We start from the raw sequence: 14,454 nt of genomic DNA on the forward strand, positions 1-14,454 counted from the left end.
CAAAGGACAGACCCATGAGCTACGATCTCAACGACGCCCAGCCCCAGATGGCTCCCATCGGCGAGCTGATCCCCGACGGCACCTTCGCCAAGGTCCGCCTGACCGTACGCCCCGGCGGCGTCGACGGCGCCACGCCGATGGACGCCAAGCTCCTGAAGGCTTCGCAGTCGAGCGATGCGAAGATGCTGGATTGCGAGTTCACCATCATCGAGGGCCCACATGCCCGGCGGAAGTTCTGGCAGAGCTTCACCGTGGCGGGCGGCAAGGTCGATGAGAAGGGCCAGTCGATTGGCTGGAAGATCTCGAAGTCCACCTTTCGGGCGATGGTCGACAGCGCTCTCGGGCTCGATCCCAGGGACGAGAGCCCCGACGCCAAGGCCAAGCGGGTGCTGCCCGGGCTCAAGCATCTCGACGGCATCGTCTTCGCCGCGCGGATCATGGTGGAGCCCGCCTCCAACCCGCAATACCGCGACCAGAACCGGATCGCGAATGTCGTTCTGCCCGACGAGCCGCAACACGGCCCGATCATGCGTGGCGAAACCGTGCCCCCGGAGCCCGTCAACGCCCCGCCGCGCAAGGCCGCGAGCGCGCAGGCAGCAGCCTGGCAGGCGCCCACGCCGGCATGGGGGGCGCAACCGCAAGCCCCGGCGGCGGCTCCGGCATGGGGTGCGCAGGCGCCGGCTCCGCAGCAGCCCCCACAGCAACCGCCCGCCCAGCAACCGCCGGCGTCCCCGCCGTCCGCGCCGGGCGGAGCGCCGGCAACCGGCATGCCCGCCTGGCTCAATGGCTGAGGCGCAGTCGGCAGCGCGGCGGCGGAGGTCAAACCGGCCTTCGCCGCTGCCCGAGGCCCGGCGCGATCCTGCCGGGCCGATGACCCCGGATGAATGGCAGGCGCATGTGACGCGCGAGGCCGCGCTGGAGATCGGACGATGGCTCGAGGCCCGAGGAAGACTGCACGCCCCCATCGCAAGCCTCGGCCTCGGCGACCTCGAAGCCATGGCCAGCAACGCGATCTCGCGCTGGATCGTGCTCCAGTCCGAAAAGCTCCAGAGGGCGGGCTGGCCGCCGGAGGACCCGATCGCGACCTTCTTGCTCGGGTAGCGCTCTGCGCCGTCTGCGCCCGCGAGGCGCGCGGCTTCGGCTATTGCCACGGCCTCCGCTGGGATCGCCACCCCTACCACCGCTTCTGCTCGCGCCGCTGTCAGGACGTGGGCAGCGCCATCGCCCAAAGGAACAACGGCATGATCGACAAGACCGCGCGCGAGGCGCAGGCAATCCGCGATGCGCGGACGCTCTTCGCCGAAGCGCTCACCGACCTCGGACTCATGGAGTCCTTCTTTCACCGCAGCGCCGAGGACATCGACCGCCTGATCGAGGCGGCGGTTACCGGCTACATCGACAGCATGCAGGACCAGGCCGCGCGCAAGGAGCGCACCGGCACGGCCCTCGACGACCCTCTGCCATTCTAGTCGGAGGGCGAAATGACCAATGGTGAAATCTGGAGAACCGTCCCGAGCGTCCCCGATGTGCTGGTGAGCAGCGAGGGGCGCGTGATGCTTGCGCCCTATCGCGGACCGATGCCAAAGGGAGGCGAACGATCCTACGGGGGCACGCCGACCTTCGGCGTGTGGAACAAGCAGGATGCGCGCTTCATCATCGTGGTGCGCGGAACGACCTACAAGGTCGCGAGGCTCGTCGCGGAGGCGTTCCACGGACCCGCGCCATTCGACCGCGCCGTCGTCATTCATCTCGACGAGAACGCCGCGAACAATCGCGCCGACAACCTCGCGTGGGGGACGCAGCGAGAGAACCTGAACGCGCCCGGTTTCCTCGAATACTGCCGCGGGAGGACCGGAGATCGTCATCCCGTCGCGGTCGGCAAGCGTCGGAGGGCACGGTCATGATCGACCTGAACGACGACACCGCGTCCTGCAGCTGGAAGCACCTGCTCGAGGCGGCCACCGAGAACGCCGTCACCGACTTCGAGATCGAGTTCTGCGAGAGCCTCCGCGAGAAGCTCGCGCGGCTCGGCGAGAGCGCCCGGCTGACAGACGCGCAGTTTCACAAGCTGACCTGCATCGCGCAGGCCGGCGGGTTCTGGGAGCGCGAGCGATGATCGACCTGAACCATGGCTCGGGTTTCCTCTACGGCGCCGGCGCGCCACGCCCGCCCATCGCGGAAGCCGTGTCCGCCGCCATCGATACGGCGTTGTCCGCGCGCCACCGCGCGGAGCGCCCGCGGACCTATGTCAGTTCCTCGGGTCTCGGCCGCGACTGCCTGCGCCAGATCCAGTACGACTTCCTCGCGGTGCCGAAGGACGAAGGCCAGGAGTTCGCGCCGCGCACGCTGCGCATCTTCGAGGCGGGCCATAGGGCCGAGGACATCGTCGCCGGCTGGTTCCGCATCGCCGGCTTCGACCTGCGCACCGCGCGCCCCGACGGCCGCCAGTTCGGGTTCGAAGCCCTCGGCGGTCGCTTCAAGGGCCACATAGACGGCTGCTTCGTCTCGGGCCCCGTCGCGATGGACTATCCCGCGCTCTGGGAAAACAAGGCGCTCGGGGCGCCAAGTTGGAAGGACGTGGTCAAGCGCGGCGTCAGCCTCGCCCGGCCGGTCTATGCCGCCCAGATCGCGCTCTATCAGGCCTATATGGACCTGCCGGCCCCGGCGCTCTTCACCGCGCTGAACCGCGACACGATGGAATTGCACGCCGAGCTCGTGCCCTTCGATGTGCATCTCGCGCAGGAAATGTCGGATCGCGCCGTCGCGGTGGTGCGGGCCTCCGAGGTGGGGGAATGGTTGCCGCGCGCCGCGGCCGAGCCCACGGCGGTCCTCTGCCGGGGTGGCATGGCGGCCGGCAAGTGGCATGCCCCCTGCGCCTGGGCAAAACGATGCTGGAGTGAGCGACCATGATGCCCGACGCCTATGAACTCAAGCGGATCGTGCGCGCGCATCGCGAGCGGTTCTGGTGCTCCGACCTGCTCGGAGCGGCGGAGTTCGCGCCGATCTATTTCTTCGACGATCAGGCCGCCTTCGATGGCGAAATCGTCGACCGCGCGATGACCCGGGTCTTTACCGGTCCGCTTCGGCTGCCGCATCCGTCCGTGATCTTCGAGGTCCGCGAGCAGCGCGCGTCTCCCTCGGGCCTGATCGTCTGCGCCCGCGCCGACGGCGACATCGTCGAGGCCACGTTCCTCATGCGCAAGCGGGCGCCGCGCGGCTGGACGGATTGCCTGGTGCGGGTCTGGATGCATCCGGACGGCAAGGCGGAGATCGAGGGCAACCCGGCCGAGCGGAGCGACGAGACGGTCCGCGGTCACGGCGAAGTCGCCGCCGGCATCGTCTGGCGCGCGCTGACCATCCTCGGCGCCTCACCTGAAATCCGCGACCGCAAGGTATCGCTCGCGAAACGGTCCCGCCTCGCCCGCGAGGGCGTGCGCGAGTGGGTCTGGCGCCAGGTCGCCGTCGATCCGGCGCGTCTGCGCGCGGCGACGCCGCCGCAGGGCGGCAGTCACGCCAGCCCGCGCTGGCACATCCGCCGCGGGCACTGGCGGCAGCTCGCCGACGGTCGCCGGGTCTTCGTCCGTCCGTGCGAGGTGGGCGATCCGACCCGCGGCGGGATCGTCAAGGATTACGCAGTGGAGGCGCCCCAGCCATGACCGAGTTCACCCCATCCGCCACGCAGGCTGCCGCGATCCGCGAGATCAAGGAGTGGTTCGAGACCCGCACCGAGCAGCAGCAGGTGTTCCGCCTGTTCGGTTATGCAGGCTCCGGCAAGACCACCGTGCTGAAATTTGCGCTCGACGAGCTCGGCCTCTCGCCCCACCGCAGCGCGAAGGACGGCCGCTGCGTGCCCGGCGTCGTCACCGCCACCTTCACCGGCAAGGCCGCGCTGGTGCTGACCCGCAAGGGCACGCCTGCGCGCACCATCCACAGCCTGATCTACTCGGTGATCGAGTCGACCGAGGAGGAGATCGAGGACGCCGCCCGCAAGATCGCGATGGCCGAACGCGACGCGCTTCGCCTCACCGGGTTCGCTCGCACCACGGCCGATGCCGCGATCGAGGCGATGCGCCAGGGGCTCTCGGCCATGAAGCATCCGCGCTTCGCCTTGAACCTGCAAAGCGACGCCGCCGACGCCCGGCTGATCGTGCTCGACGAGGTGTCGATGGTCGGCGAGGAGATGGCGCGCGACCTGATGAGCTTCGGCAAACCGATCCTCGTCCTCGGAGATCCGGGCCAGCTGCCGCCGATCCGGGGCGAAGGCGCATTTACCCGCGACGAGCCCGACGTGATGCTGACCGAGATCCATCGCCAGGCGGCCGAGAGCGCGATCATCCGCCTCGCCACCATGGCGCGCGAGGGGCGGCCCATCGGCTTCGGCGTCTACGACGATCACGTCGCCAAGCTCCGCAAGGGCGACATCACGCCGGAACAGGCGCTGCGCGGCGGCCAGCTGATCTGCGGGCTGAACGCCACGCGGCTGCAGATCAACAACGCCATGCGCGCGGCGGCCGGACTCGGGGGGACCTGGCTACCCACCGGACCGGCCGAGAAGATCATCTGCCTGAAGAACCAGAACGATCTGGGGCTGATCAACGGGATGTTCGTGACGCTCGAGGACATCGTCGACGAGGGCAGCCTCTACTTCTCGGCCGTCGTCCATGACGAGGACGGGCGCCACATCGGCGAGCCGTATGAGGACGGGCGTCCGGGCCGGCTGCGCATCTACAAGGGGCATTTCGAGGACCATGTCGCCTACGACGACAAGCGCCACGACCGCGACTACAAGGAGAAGCGCCTGCTGACCGAGGCAACCTTCGGCTGGGCGATCACCGCCCACAAGGCGCAGGGCTCGCAGTGGGAGAACGTCATCGTCTGGGACGACGGGCTGGGCCGAAACGAAATCGACCGGCGCCGCTGGCTCTACACCGCGATCACCCGGGCCGAGCGCGGGCTCGTCCTCCTGGCCTGAGGGGTGCGATGATCGACCTCAACGACATCGCGGTCCCGAAGACCCGGCATGATCTCGCGGCGGTAAAGGAGCGGCTCGCCTGCACCGCGGCCGACTGGCTGCCGGGGCTCTTCCCCGAGGCCCGGCTCGCGCGGGACCGTCGCAGCCTGCGTTGCGCCGATCTGTCGGGGCGCCCGCCGCGCAAGGAGGGGTCCTGCACCATCCATCTCGACGGGCCCTATGCCGGCTGGGGCTTCGATTACGCAACAGGCGAGCGGGCCGGCCCCATCGACCTGATCGCGCAGGCGACCGGCCTCTGCGACGGCGCGCTCTTCGACGAGGCGGCGCGGTTGGCGGGGATAGACCATCCCGCGCCGCAGCCCGGGCCAGCATCGCTACTCCGTTCGCGCCCCGACCATTCGGCCGAAATCGCCCGCCTCGTTGACGGGGCGGTGCCGCTCGCGGGCACGCCAGGCGAGGCCTACCTGCGCGCCCGCGGGCTGTCGGATCCCGGATCGCCCGACCTGCTGTTCCATCCCGACTTGCCGGACTTCGACAGCTGCCGCGGCTGGCCTGGCCTGATCGCGATCCTGCGGCTGCCGGACGGGGAGCGCGCACCGGGTATCCATCGCACGTTCCTGCTCGACGACGGCAGCGCCAAGGCGCCTCCGGGCAAGAAGATGCTCGGCAGCGTGAAGGATGCCTTGGTCCGGCTGTGCCCGATGCCGGAGGACGGGCATATCGGCATCGCCGAGGGGATCGAGACGGCGCTCGCTGCCCATGCGCTGTTCGGCACGCCGGTCTGGGCGGCCCTGTCCGCCGACGGTCTGGCGCGGTTCCAGTGGCCCGATGGCACTAGGTGCGTCACCATCTACGCCGATGCCGGGGACGCAGGTCGCCAGGCGGCCGCGACGCTTTCGGACCGCCTGAACCGGGCCGACATCCCGAACGAGATCGTCGCCCCGCTCCATGGCGACGACTTCAACGACGATCTGCTGCGCGGGGCGCGCGCCGAGGACTACACGCTCGACAGGGAAACTGCAGCGGAGCCGCAGGCCGCGGATCGTATCGACCCTGAGACGGTCACACCCGTCGTCACGTCCGTCGACGATCCCGCCGCCCTGATCGCCGCGGCCGAGGCGCTGACCAACCCGCCCGAATTCGAAGCCCTGTCCACGCTGCTGGGGCGCATCGCGCTGGCAAAGCTCGACCCGCTGCCCGAACGACAGGTCATCGCAAGGATCAAGTTCGCGACCGGGATCGGCATGTCGGTCCTGACCCAGCAGCTGGCCGAACTCCGCCGCCGCGTGAACGCCACCGGCGATCCGCACGCGCCGATCCCGAAGCCCGCCTGGTTCAGGCGGCTCCGGCTCGATCTGGCCGGCGCGCCCGAGCGCAACGAGGCCAACGTCATCGTCGCCCTGACCTCCGATCCGGCCTTCGCCGGTGTGCTGGCCTTCGACGAGTTCGGGCAGGAGATCGTGGTGCGCCAGGCGCTGCCGTGGGATTGTGCCGCCGTGTCCCTCCCGCGCCCGTGGGAGGACGCCGACGACATTCGCACCGCCGAATGGCTGCAGCTGCGCGGCATCAACGTGGCGCCGGTGGTCGTGAGCCGCGCCGTCGGTGCCGTCGCCCGAGAACTGCGCATCCATCCCGTCCGCGACTGGCTCGACACCCTGAAATGGGACGGCACGCCCCGGATCGAGACCTGGACGAGCATCTATCTCGGCGCCGAGCCGACGGCGTTCCATCACACCATTGGCGCGCTCTGGCTGATCTCGGCCATCGCCCGCATATACCGGCCCGGCGTGAAGGCCGATCACATGCTGATCCTCGAGGGGCCGCAGGGTGCGCGAAAGTCCACCGCCATAAAGGTGCTCGCCGGCGAGGAATGGTTCACCGACGAGCTGCCGGAGCTCGGGTCCAAGGACGCGGCGCTGCACATGCAGGGCGTCTGGATCGTGGAGATTGCCGAACTCGACGCCATCGGCCGCGCCGAGGTCTCGCGCATCAAAGCGTTCCTGACCCGCACCACCGACCGCTTCCGCCCGCCCTACGGGCGCTACACCGTCGAGGTGCCGCGCCAGTGTGTCTTCGCCGGCACCGTAAATCCAGACACCTATCTGCGCGACGAGACGGGCAACCGGCGCTTCTGGCCGCTCCGATGCGGCGCCATCGACATCGCCTCGCTCGCCCGCGACCGGGACCAGCTCTGGGCCGAAGCCGTTCACCGCTTCCGCGCCGGCGCGATCTGGTGGATCGACGACCCGGCGCTGCTGGCCGAAGCCCGCGAGGAACAGGACCGCCGCTACCAGTCCGACGCCTGGGACGACCTGATCGAGCACTGGCTGACCCACGAAATTCGGACCATCTCGGATGGCTTCCCCGACTACGGCAACTCCCGTACCGAGAGCGTTCCGCGCGCGGAGCCGCTGCGGGACGTGTCGGTCGGCGAGATCCTAGAAGAGGCCATCGGGCTCGAACCGGCCCGCTGGACCCGCGGAGACCAGATGCGCGTCTCGGCCTACCTCAAGGCGAACGGCTGGGAGCGATACCGGCGGCGCGACGAAGGCGGGCGCGAGGCGCCGCGGGAGTGGCGGTACCGGAGGGGGCACAATAGTCATTGAACCGGAGCTAAAGGCTTCCTGCGGGCATTCGGAGCTTGCCGATGCTTTCGGATATTCCCAAAATCCGCTATTCAAGCGCAGTTGCAATATACCCGGGTCTCAACGCCGGGCAAGATCAAGAACCACTACGTCAATCTTGCCATCAAGCTCGACAGGCAGGCCTTTTTCAAGTTTCTCTTTCAAGCCGATAGGCTGCAAATTCTCGTGGTTCTTCAGACCCGCGATCTTTTCATCTGCCCCAAACCAGAGAACCAGATAGACCCCCTGTTCTTCTGCTGTTGGATGTACCGCGTAGCGATCTGCAAGCTGCACCTGGGCCGCCGTGAAAAGCTCGGCATTCCATTGGCCTTTGACTTCCACAACCAGCATCTTGCGCCCGGCAGGCGTCTGGATAGAGCATGTAATGTCACATCGATTGCCGCCCGCAAGCTGATGTTCAATCACGTCCGCGAACCCCAGGGGTTCAAGGCGCGGTCTCAGCCAGTTTACGATGCGCCGCGTCGCAGCATTCTCGCCAAGCCGCTGTCCTTTCTCGTAAAACTGGTCGATCACTCCAAGATCACCGCCGAGGACGTCGTCTTGTAATTGTCCAAGGAACTCGACAACGATACGGCGCATGTGCTCGACGCTGGCGGGACGCCCCTGATCAAGCGCTGCTCTGACGGCAGCAGCGCTAGGTGGCGTGAAATCACGCAGGGAAATAACGCGCCTGCTTGCCGCCCGGATGCTCCGCAGATTATTGTGAAACGGAGCCATCCGAGGATCGGCAAGCAGGCCATCTAGGATTGGCAGCACGGCATCTGTCGTATCCCTACCAATCGTGTAGACGATTTCGCTCAGATAGCGATAAGCGGTTTCCGGCTTCGGGCTGCCAGTTCCCCAACTTGACGGAAGTGGGACAGGAGGCCAGCGGTCGACGAACGTATTAAGGATGCGCGCGATCTTGGCGGCACTCAGGTCGGGCCAGCTCGCATGGTCGCCTCTTTGCTCGCTTCTGATATGGTCGAGTTCGAAGATGAAATCGGGATCTCGATCCAGAGCCGCCCAGACCGCAGACTGATCGTCGTCCAGGAACCAGAAATGGCGAAGGAACCAGAAGCGCCGTTGTGCTTCGAGCTTGTGGGGCAGCATGCCCGAGTCAAGGTCTGCACAGCGCTCCCGGATCAATGCGAGCAGATCTGCACGATTACCGTAGCGAACAGCCATATCAAAGAGCCGGTTCAAGGGGTGCTGCGCAATGACCGGAAACTTGCGCAACCAGTCCAAAGGACGGGTTGGCAGCAGGAAATGGAATGTTTCCTTGCGTTCCAGCCAGCTCACGTCTGCGGTTTCGCTGCCAGAGGCGAGCTGAGCTTCAACGTACGCTGTAATGAATGCGTCTGCGTCAGACTCGTTGCGAAAAAGCGATGCGTCGACCGCTTCCTCGAATTGTTCGCGTTCATCCTCGCTGACCCCATTATATCCGCCGATATCCGTGCGAACCGCAGCGAGGATGCGCCGATCAATATGCGTCAAGTCGCAGGAGGCCCTGAACTCGGCGACACAGGCGGCATGGAGCCTGAAAACGCTTGCGCGGGCGGTGTTCAACGCACACTGCTCCAAGGTCGGGATGTCATCGCCGATAGTGCGGAGGTAGTTACGCAGCGCCGCATCCACATCGATCAACCCGTGCGTAAGTTCCTGCATTTCATCGGGCTGAATGAGATAGTACTGCGCGATGTGTGTTAGCCAACCCTTGTGACGGCCAGCCTCGATAATGCTGCGATCTCTGGTCAGTGATTTGACCGCGGCGCTTTCAGCAGCGCGTTCCCGACGGCGCTGACGGGCATGAAAGCGAAAGCGTCGGTCACGGTTCTGCTGCCAGCTGCGGAATTGCCTACGTTGCCTTATTGCCCACCTAGCAAGAAACTCTGGGTGCTGCTGCGCTTGCTGTCGTGCATACTGCCGAAGTTCGTCCGGACCCCTTTCGGTTCGTGCTCGATAGAAGTTGTGCGAGTAAACGAAAAAGTCCCAAAGCTCGACATTGCCTGTTGCAAGTGCATGATCCATCATCGGCCGGATATCGTCATACAGAAAAGAAAGGCCCGCATGGCCGTATCGATCTGTTCCTTCGTCGATCATGGCCTCCCGGGTAGTTAGCCCGTCGAACATCAGTCGTTGAATATCACGACGCAGGTGATGTTCCTCGTGCAGGATGCGGACTGCCGGGCTATCCTTGGCACCGACCGGGCGATGGAAATGAAGCGGTTTCAACCAGCCCCAGATCCTTCCCGGATCCCGCGGCTCCTCGGCGATTTCGAAATATCTGTCTAGCAGATGCCCAGCAATCTTGCTGATGCCATCCCGGCAGTGACATTCCCATGAGCGCGCACCACAAGTGCAAGCCAAGCCCTGTGTAATCTCATCAAGCAGCCAGCCACACAGATCGGCGTCGAAATCTCGCATCAGAATTCGTATGAAATACCGCGATCCGATCACGCGCTCGCGCTTCGTTGGATCAGTCGGATACAAGCTGGCGCTGGCCAGAAGCAGATCGCGAAGCTTTTCGCGAGGTAGCCGGCCCACCCCCACGTGGGTAACAGTCTTTGCAGCAAGACGCAGGGACTCGTTCGTGCCAGACGCGATTAGCGGATCGATGATAGGTGCGAGGTCAAGCTTTTCTCCTACGAGGCAATCGAGCGCTGCGTGCCTGCACTGTGGAGTAGCAGTGTCGTCCAGTACGATCGCTTCCAGTTCTGGACGAAGCGAGGTGACAGCAGGCGAGCCCGATAGAAGCTCCAGCAGCAATGCGCGCAAGTCGCCTCCGCCTTCGCGGACGATCATTGGGCGAATCGCATCAACGATGTCGGGAGAAAAGAACCCCGACGCGCTGAAACTTCGCCAGCGATCTACGCGGCGGAAGAAGGGATCATCGGCCTCCAGTTTGCCGAGCGCTTCAAGAAGTCGATGTCTGGACCTAACCGAGAGACGCGATGGATCCCCGTTTGAGAGGACGGCATATGGGTCAACGTCGATGGCCGCATCTTGGACATTCTGGCTTCCTAAAGCAGCCATCCAGCCAAGGAGACCACGAAGATCATCGCGGGTGGCTCCGTTCGGAGCGACGAGGCTCAGACACTGTTTTGCGGTGAAGGTGCTTGCAGGATCGTCAATTCGCTGGACAAGCGCACGGGCTGCACAATGCTCCGCAACGATGCGATGGACAGGTTCATGTCGGTCGGCGCCAGTGGCTGGTCGAAAGAGGCGGGTGTCGAGGATCGAAGCGACTCGTTGGTCGGCCAGCCCAAGGTCCTCGATACGTGGAAACGTCGGGCCTTCGGCGAAATCAGCCGTTGAAACGCCATCGGAACCTGACAAGAGAAGTCGTGCAAAGACCTCGTCCGCGAGAGCGATGCGTTGCTCAGCTGTAGGTGCATCTCGTGTGGAAACCGACCTATTCGTTTCGCGAGCGAGATACCGAACCGCGTCGCTGAAAATCTCTTGTCGCTCGGTGAATCGGCCTCCGGCCTGAACGAACGCATCCGCGAACAGGTTTAGGAACTCTGGATTGCCAAGGAGATGAGTTAGGTCGTGACGGGCGGCATCGGAAAGGAAGTCTTCGAACCTAGCGTCGGGATGTCGGTGTCGAAAGAGCAGAGCCTGCTCATATTCATCGAATGGGACTACCCTTGCGAGGATTGGCTCGATACCCATGATGTCATGCAGCAGGCGTGTGTCCGCGTCGCTCCACTCCCCGGATCGGCTTGATAGGATCGTGCGATCTGCCCCCGTGTGACGCAGTTCTTTCAACGTGCGATGAAGACCCGTGGGATCAATGCGAGCAACTTCATCGAATGCATCGACGACGATGCAGGGCGCCCGAATTCTTTCGAAGATGCTGGCCTTGACTGGGGTGGTGCCAAAGCGTGCGGCAAGACTCGCCAGCAGTGCGGATTTTCCCGCTCCTGGTTCGGCTAGAACGATTGCAACGCCGGGTTCGGACAGCAGGTCCGCTTCCGGCAACTGCATCTCACCCAACAACAGCTTACGTGGGATGTGGAACGGCGGCAGTGTCTTGTTCTCTCTAGAAACTCGCAATTCAGACAAAGATGCAACCTGACCAGTTGTGTCGCAAGCTGGAGTAGCGCTCTCCGACGCGAAAGCCTGCCTCGCCGGCACGCGCGTCCGACTTGTCTCGGCTTGTGCCTACCCTTGAGCGGTTCAGACGTTGCACTGTCTCTGTGGCTGTTTGCTGTCCCAACCTCTCCGGTGGTCCCAACCCTGTCCCAACCTCCGGAGGGGGTTGGGGACACAAAAAACCGTTCAAAAACAACGGTGTCCCCAACCTCACCCCGTGGTCCCAACCTTTTGCTACACATTCATGTGGTAGAACGGAAAAGGTCGGGAACATGTTTTTCTATACGAAAAGAGAAGGACCCCCGTTGGGGACACCGAGGTTGGGACCACATCCGGTCAAGCCATTGGAGTGAAACGATAAAGGGCTGTCCCAACCCCCTCGAAGGTTGGGACCACGCGGTCGGAGGTTGGGACCGGGACGGGTTGATCGCCAATCACCTTCGGACGCCGCAGCCATGGTCGTTTTCGCTTTGGCTGAGGACCGCCGGATGCTACATCTTGCGGCGACCAAAGCCGAAGGCCCACAGCTTGTGAGCCTTCACGATGAACACACCGATCCCCGCGCAGGACGTCCGCCCCGAGCCGGACGCGATCAACCGGTCCTGCATCCTCGCCCTCGATCTCGGCACCACGACCGGTTGGGCGCTGCGCAGCCATGACGGACTGATCGCCAGTGGCACGGTCAGCTTCCGCCCCGGCCGCTTTGACGGCGGCGGCATGCGCTACCTGCGCTTCACCAACTGGCTGACCGAACTGGACCGGTTGTCGGGGCCCATCGCCGCGATCTGGTTCGAGGAGGTGCGCCGCCACGCCGGAACCGACGCGGCCCACATCTACGGCGGGTTGATGGCAACCCTGACCTCATGGGCCGAGCTGCGCGGCATCCCTTACCACGGCGTTCCGGTAGGCACGATCAAGCGCCACGCCACCGGTAAGGGCAACGCGCCGAAGGAGGCGATGATCGCCGCGGCCCGATCCCGTGGGTTCTCTCCCGCCGACGACAACGAGGCCGACGCCATCGCCATTCTGCACTGGGCGATCGAGACGAACGGGGGCCTGGGATGAGGTGGTATCCGAAAGGCTACGGCGGCACGCGCCGGGATCCGGATCAGGTAAAGCGCGATGGCTGGCATGACGAAGGAGTGCTCGCCGTCTCCGTCGACGACCACCGCCTGACCTGGCCAGAGCGCGAGCTGGTCCGTCAGCTCGGGGAGAAGCTGTATGGGCCTCGGGCGAACGACCGGGAGGCCGCGAATGTCTGAGTGGACGCCCACCATGGTCGAGGACCGGCTCGAGAGCGCGGCCGACGTGTTCTGGTCGCTGCCCGAGGTGAAGCCGCAGGGCTACTTCAACGCCTGGCCCGAGTATTTCCACAGCTTCGCCGACCAGGTCGGCCAGGAGCCCCGAACCCGCAGGCCCAAGCCCGGTCCGCGTGACATCACGCAGGCCGAGGATGCTCTGCTCTGGCTGCGCTGGCTCGACCCCGCCGACGCGCGCCTGCTCTGGCTCCGGGCGAACCGGAAGCCGTGGAAGCCGATCTGCTGGGAACTCGGCATCAGCCGTGCCACTGCCAACCGGCGCTGGCAGTACGGCATCGCGGTGATCGTCTGGCGGCTGAACGGGAGGCGAGTGCCGAGGAACCGGTCCCTTGCCTACATCGTTGAAAAGGTGTCATGATCCACTACGACAAAACCAGTCGCCCTGGACTCGCGACCCCCCTGTAGGAGATTTTCAATTGATACTGGCTACACTGGACGTTGACTGCTACATGTTGGGGTGACGGCTTGGAGAGGACACAGACATGGGCCATATGAAGGTAGGAAAATTCTTCCGTGTTCAAACCACCGGTCGTGATGGAAGAACCGGGGCGTTTGTGACGAGGCATTCGCCTGCTGGGAGCGAGGTCGTAACTCTCAAGCGTGACGCGTATGTGGCGGCCAAGAAGGCTGCAGCGAAAGCCTTGAAGGCGCGCAAACAGCCGGCATAATGATCGTTGACTAGCGACAATCCTGTATTTGATCTTCTTGGCGCAGAAGGCGACGATATCGAGGCGTTGACTGCGTATGGGCTGTATAAGCGCCATAAGCGAGCGTGGGCCAAGGAATTTACCGCAGCAAACGGTTCTCCACCTACTTCCGCAGATGACAAAGCATTCGCAAAAGTAGCGTCGACTGAAGACCAGCTCGAACGGTATCGGAAAGACGCGCGCGACATTCTAATCGCATTCGCAAACCAGACTGTAGACGAGTCCCGCGCGGACATTGAGCGTGAAGCCATCACTGCGCGCATTGAAAAAGCGGCTACCGAAGTGGGTAGTCAAACATCTTTCTGGAAGCAGGTTGGGTTCGGAATTGTAGCTACGGCGATCAATACCCTCATTCTGATTATCCTTGCTGTTGGTATCAGGCTTTCGGGTATAGATTTCTTGGATATGCTTCAAGAAATTGGTGCGCCGACTGAACTTGAGGACAGCACGTCGGAGTGACCGGCGCCTGTTTGGCGGCAGTCGCGCTTTCCAATGTCAAGCTTCTTCGGTCAACCGAGACAACTTTCGGCGAGACACCGCAAGACGAGACGGATCGCCCCGCTGACGCTATCCATGGCGATATACTCGGGGTCGTGTGCGCGGGCGAACCGACGCTGACACCGGGGTGGACACCGAACCTGGCTTCCAGGGTCCAACAGGGGTCCAGGTCGCCAAGCCTTTGTTTTCCGGTTCCTTTCCGGGCCGAAACGTATGCTGGCGGGCTTGGCGCGATG

General features: G+C 64.5%; 15 protein-coding genes. 14 read left to right on the forward strand and 1 reads right to left on the reverse strand.

Going from position 1 to position 14,454, the window contains the following annotated elements; genetic code table 11:
• The first annotated feature begins 14 nt into the window (after positions 1 to 14).
• From EAT49_RS00090 to EAT49_RS00130, 9 genes are all read left to right on the forward strand, one after another.
• The gene (locus EAT49_RS00090) at positions 15 to 791 is read left to right on the forward strand and encodes a hypothetical protein (RefSeq protein ID WP_123640200.1); all 777 of its coding nucleotides are present in this window, start codon (positions 15 to 17) and stop codon (positions 789 to 791) included.
• Positions 792 to 870: 79 nt separating this feature from the next.
• Positions 871 to 1,101 carry a hypothetical protein gene (locus EAT49_RS00095; RefSeq protein WP_123640201.1) on the forward strand — a complete coding sequence of 77 codons (231 nt, stop codon included), beginning with the start codon at positions 871 to 873 and terminating at the stop codon, positions 1,099 to 1,101.
• A gap of 140 nt (positions 1,102 to 1,241) precedes the next feature.
• Positions 1,242 to 1,469 carry a DUF6511 domain-containing protein gene (locus tag EAT49_RS00100; RefSeq protein ID WP_123640202.1) on the forward strand — a complete coding sequence of 76 codons (228 nt, stop codon included), beginning with the start codon at positions 1,242 to 1,244 and terminating at the stop codon, positions 1,467 to 1,469.
• 12 nt (positions 1,470 to 1,481) lie between these two features.
• The gene (locus EAT49_RS00105) at positions 1,482 to 1,904 is read left to right on the forward strand and encodes an HNH endonuclease signature motif containing protein (protein ID WP_185020589.1); all 423 of its coding nucleotides are present in this window, start codon (positions 1,482 to 1,484) and stop codon (positions 1,902 to 1,904) included.
• Positions 1,901 to 2,116, forward strand: coding sequence for a hypothetical protein (locus EAT49_RS00110; RefSeq protein WP_123640203.1), 216 nt, complete (start codon positions 1,901 to 1,903; stop codon positions 2,114 to 2,116). Before EAT49_RS00105 ends, EAT49_RS00110 begins: the two co-directional genes overlap by 4 nt.
• Positions 2,113 to 2,910: a hypothetical protein gene (locus EAT49_RS21480; RefSeq protein ID WP_123640204.1), complete on the forward strand. Its 798-nt coding sequence runs from the start codon at positions 2,113 to 2,115 to the stop codon at positions 2,908 to 2,910. The genes EAT49_RS00110 and EAT49_RS21480 overlap by 4 nt, the downstream gene beginning before the upstream one ends.
• Complete coding sequence (locus EAT49_RS00120) at positions 2,910 to 3,656, forward strand: hypothetical protein (protein ID WP_123640205.1); 747 nt, start codon at positions 2,910 to 2,912, stop codon at positions 3,654 to 3,656. The genes EAT49_RS21480 and EAT49_RS00120 overlap by 1 nt, the downstream gene beginning before the upstream one ends.
• Positions 3,653 to 4,972: an ATP-dependent DNA helicase gene (locus EAT49_RS00125; RefSeq protein WP_123640206.1), complete on the forward strand. Its 1,320-nt coding sequence runs from the start codon at positions 3,653 to 3,655 to the stop codon at positions 4,970 to 4,972. The genes EAT49_RS00120 and EAT49_RS00125 overlap by 4 nt, the downstream gene beginning before the upstream one ends.
• An 8-nt stretch (positions 4,973 to 4,980) precedes the next feature.
• Positions 4,981 to 7,578 carry a VapE domain-containing protein gene (locus tag EAT49_RS00130; RefSeq protein ID WP_123640207.1) on the forward strand — a complete coding sequence of 866 codons (2,598 nt, stop codon included), beginning with the start codon at positions 4,981 to 4,983 and terminating at the stop codon, positions 7,576 to 7,578.
• A gap of 99 nt (positions 7,579 to 7,677) precedes the next feature.
• Here the strand turns inward: EAT49_RS00130 and EAT49_RS00135 are convergent, their stop codons facing one another.
• A complete protein-coding gene (locus EAT49_RS00135) occupies positions 7,678 to 11,664 on the reverse strand; it encodes an NACHT domain-containing protein (protein ID WP_148078719.1) in 3,987 nt (1,328 codons plus the stop codon).
• A 573-nt stretch (positions 11,665 to 12,237) separates the two neighbouring features.
• Between EAT49_RS00135 and EAT49_RS00140 the strand changes: the two genes are divergently transcribed.
• From EAT49_RS00140 to EAT49_RS00155, 5 genes are all read left to right on the forward strand, one after another.
• Positions 12,238 to 12,759: a crossover junction endodeoxyribonuclease RuvC gene (locus tag EAT49_RS00140; RefSeq protein ID WP_123640209.1), complete on the forward strand. Its 522-nt coding sequence runs from the start codon at positions 12,238 to 12,240 to the stop codon at positions 12,757 to 12,759.
• A complete protein-coding gene (locus tag EAT49_RS00145; RefSeq protein ID WP_123640210.1) occupies positions 12,756 to 12,956 on the forward strand; it encodes a hypothetical protein in 201 nt (66 codons plus the stop codon). The genes EAT49_RS00140 and EAT49_RS00145 overlap by 4 nt, the downstream gene beginning before the upstream one ends.
• Complete coding sequence (locus EAT49_RS00150; RefSeq protein WP_123640211.1) at positions 12,949 to 13,371, forward strand: DUF6362 family protein; 423 nt, start codon at positions 12,949 to 12,951, stop codon at positions 13,369 to 13,371. The genes EAT49_RS00145 and EAT49_RS00150 overlap by 8 nt, the downstream gene beginning before the upstream one ends.
• Before the next feature lie 124 nt (positions 13,372 to 13,495).
• The gene (locus tag EAT49_RS21000) at positions 13,496 to 13,681 is read left to right on the forward strand and encodes a hypothetical protein (RefSeq protein ID WP_185020590.1); all 186 of its coding nucleotides are present in this window, start codon (positions 13,496 to 13,498) and stop codon (positions 13,679 to 13,681) included.
• A gap of 6 nt (positions 13,682 to 13,687) precedes the next feature.
• Positions 13,688 to 14,179 (forward strand): hypothetical protein, encoded by a 492-nt coding sequence (locus EAT49_RS00155; RefSeq protein WP_123640212.1) that lies wholly within the window; start codon positions 13,688 to 13,690, stop codon positions 14,177 to 14,179.
• The last annotated feature ends 275 nt before the right edge of the window (positions 14,180 to 14,454 follow it).

Source organism: Histidinibacterium lentulum (assembly GCF_003789055.1).
GTDB lineage: Bacteria > Pseudomonadota > Alphaproteobacteria > Rhodobacterales > Rhodobacteraceae > Oceanicola > Oceanicola lentulus.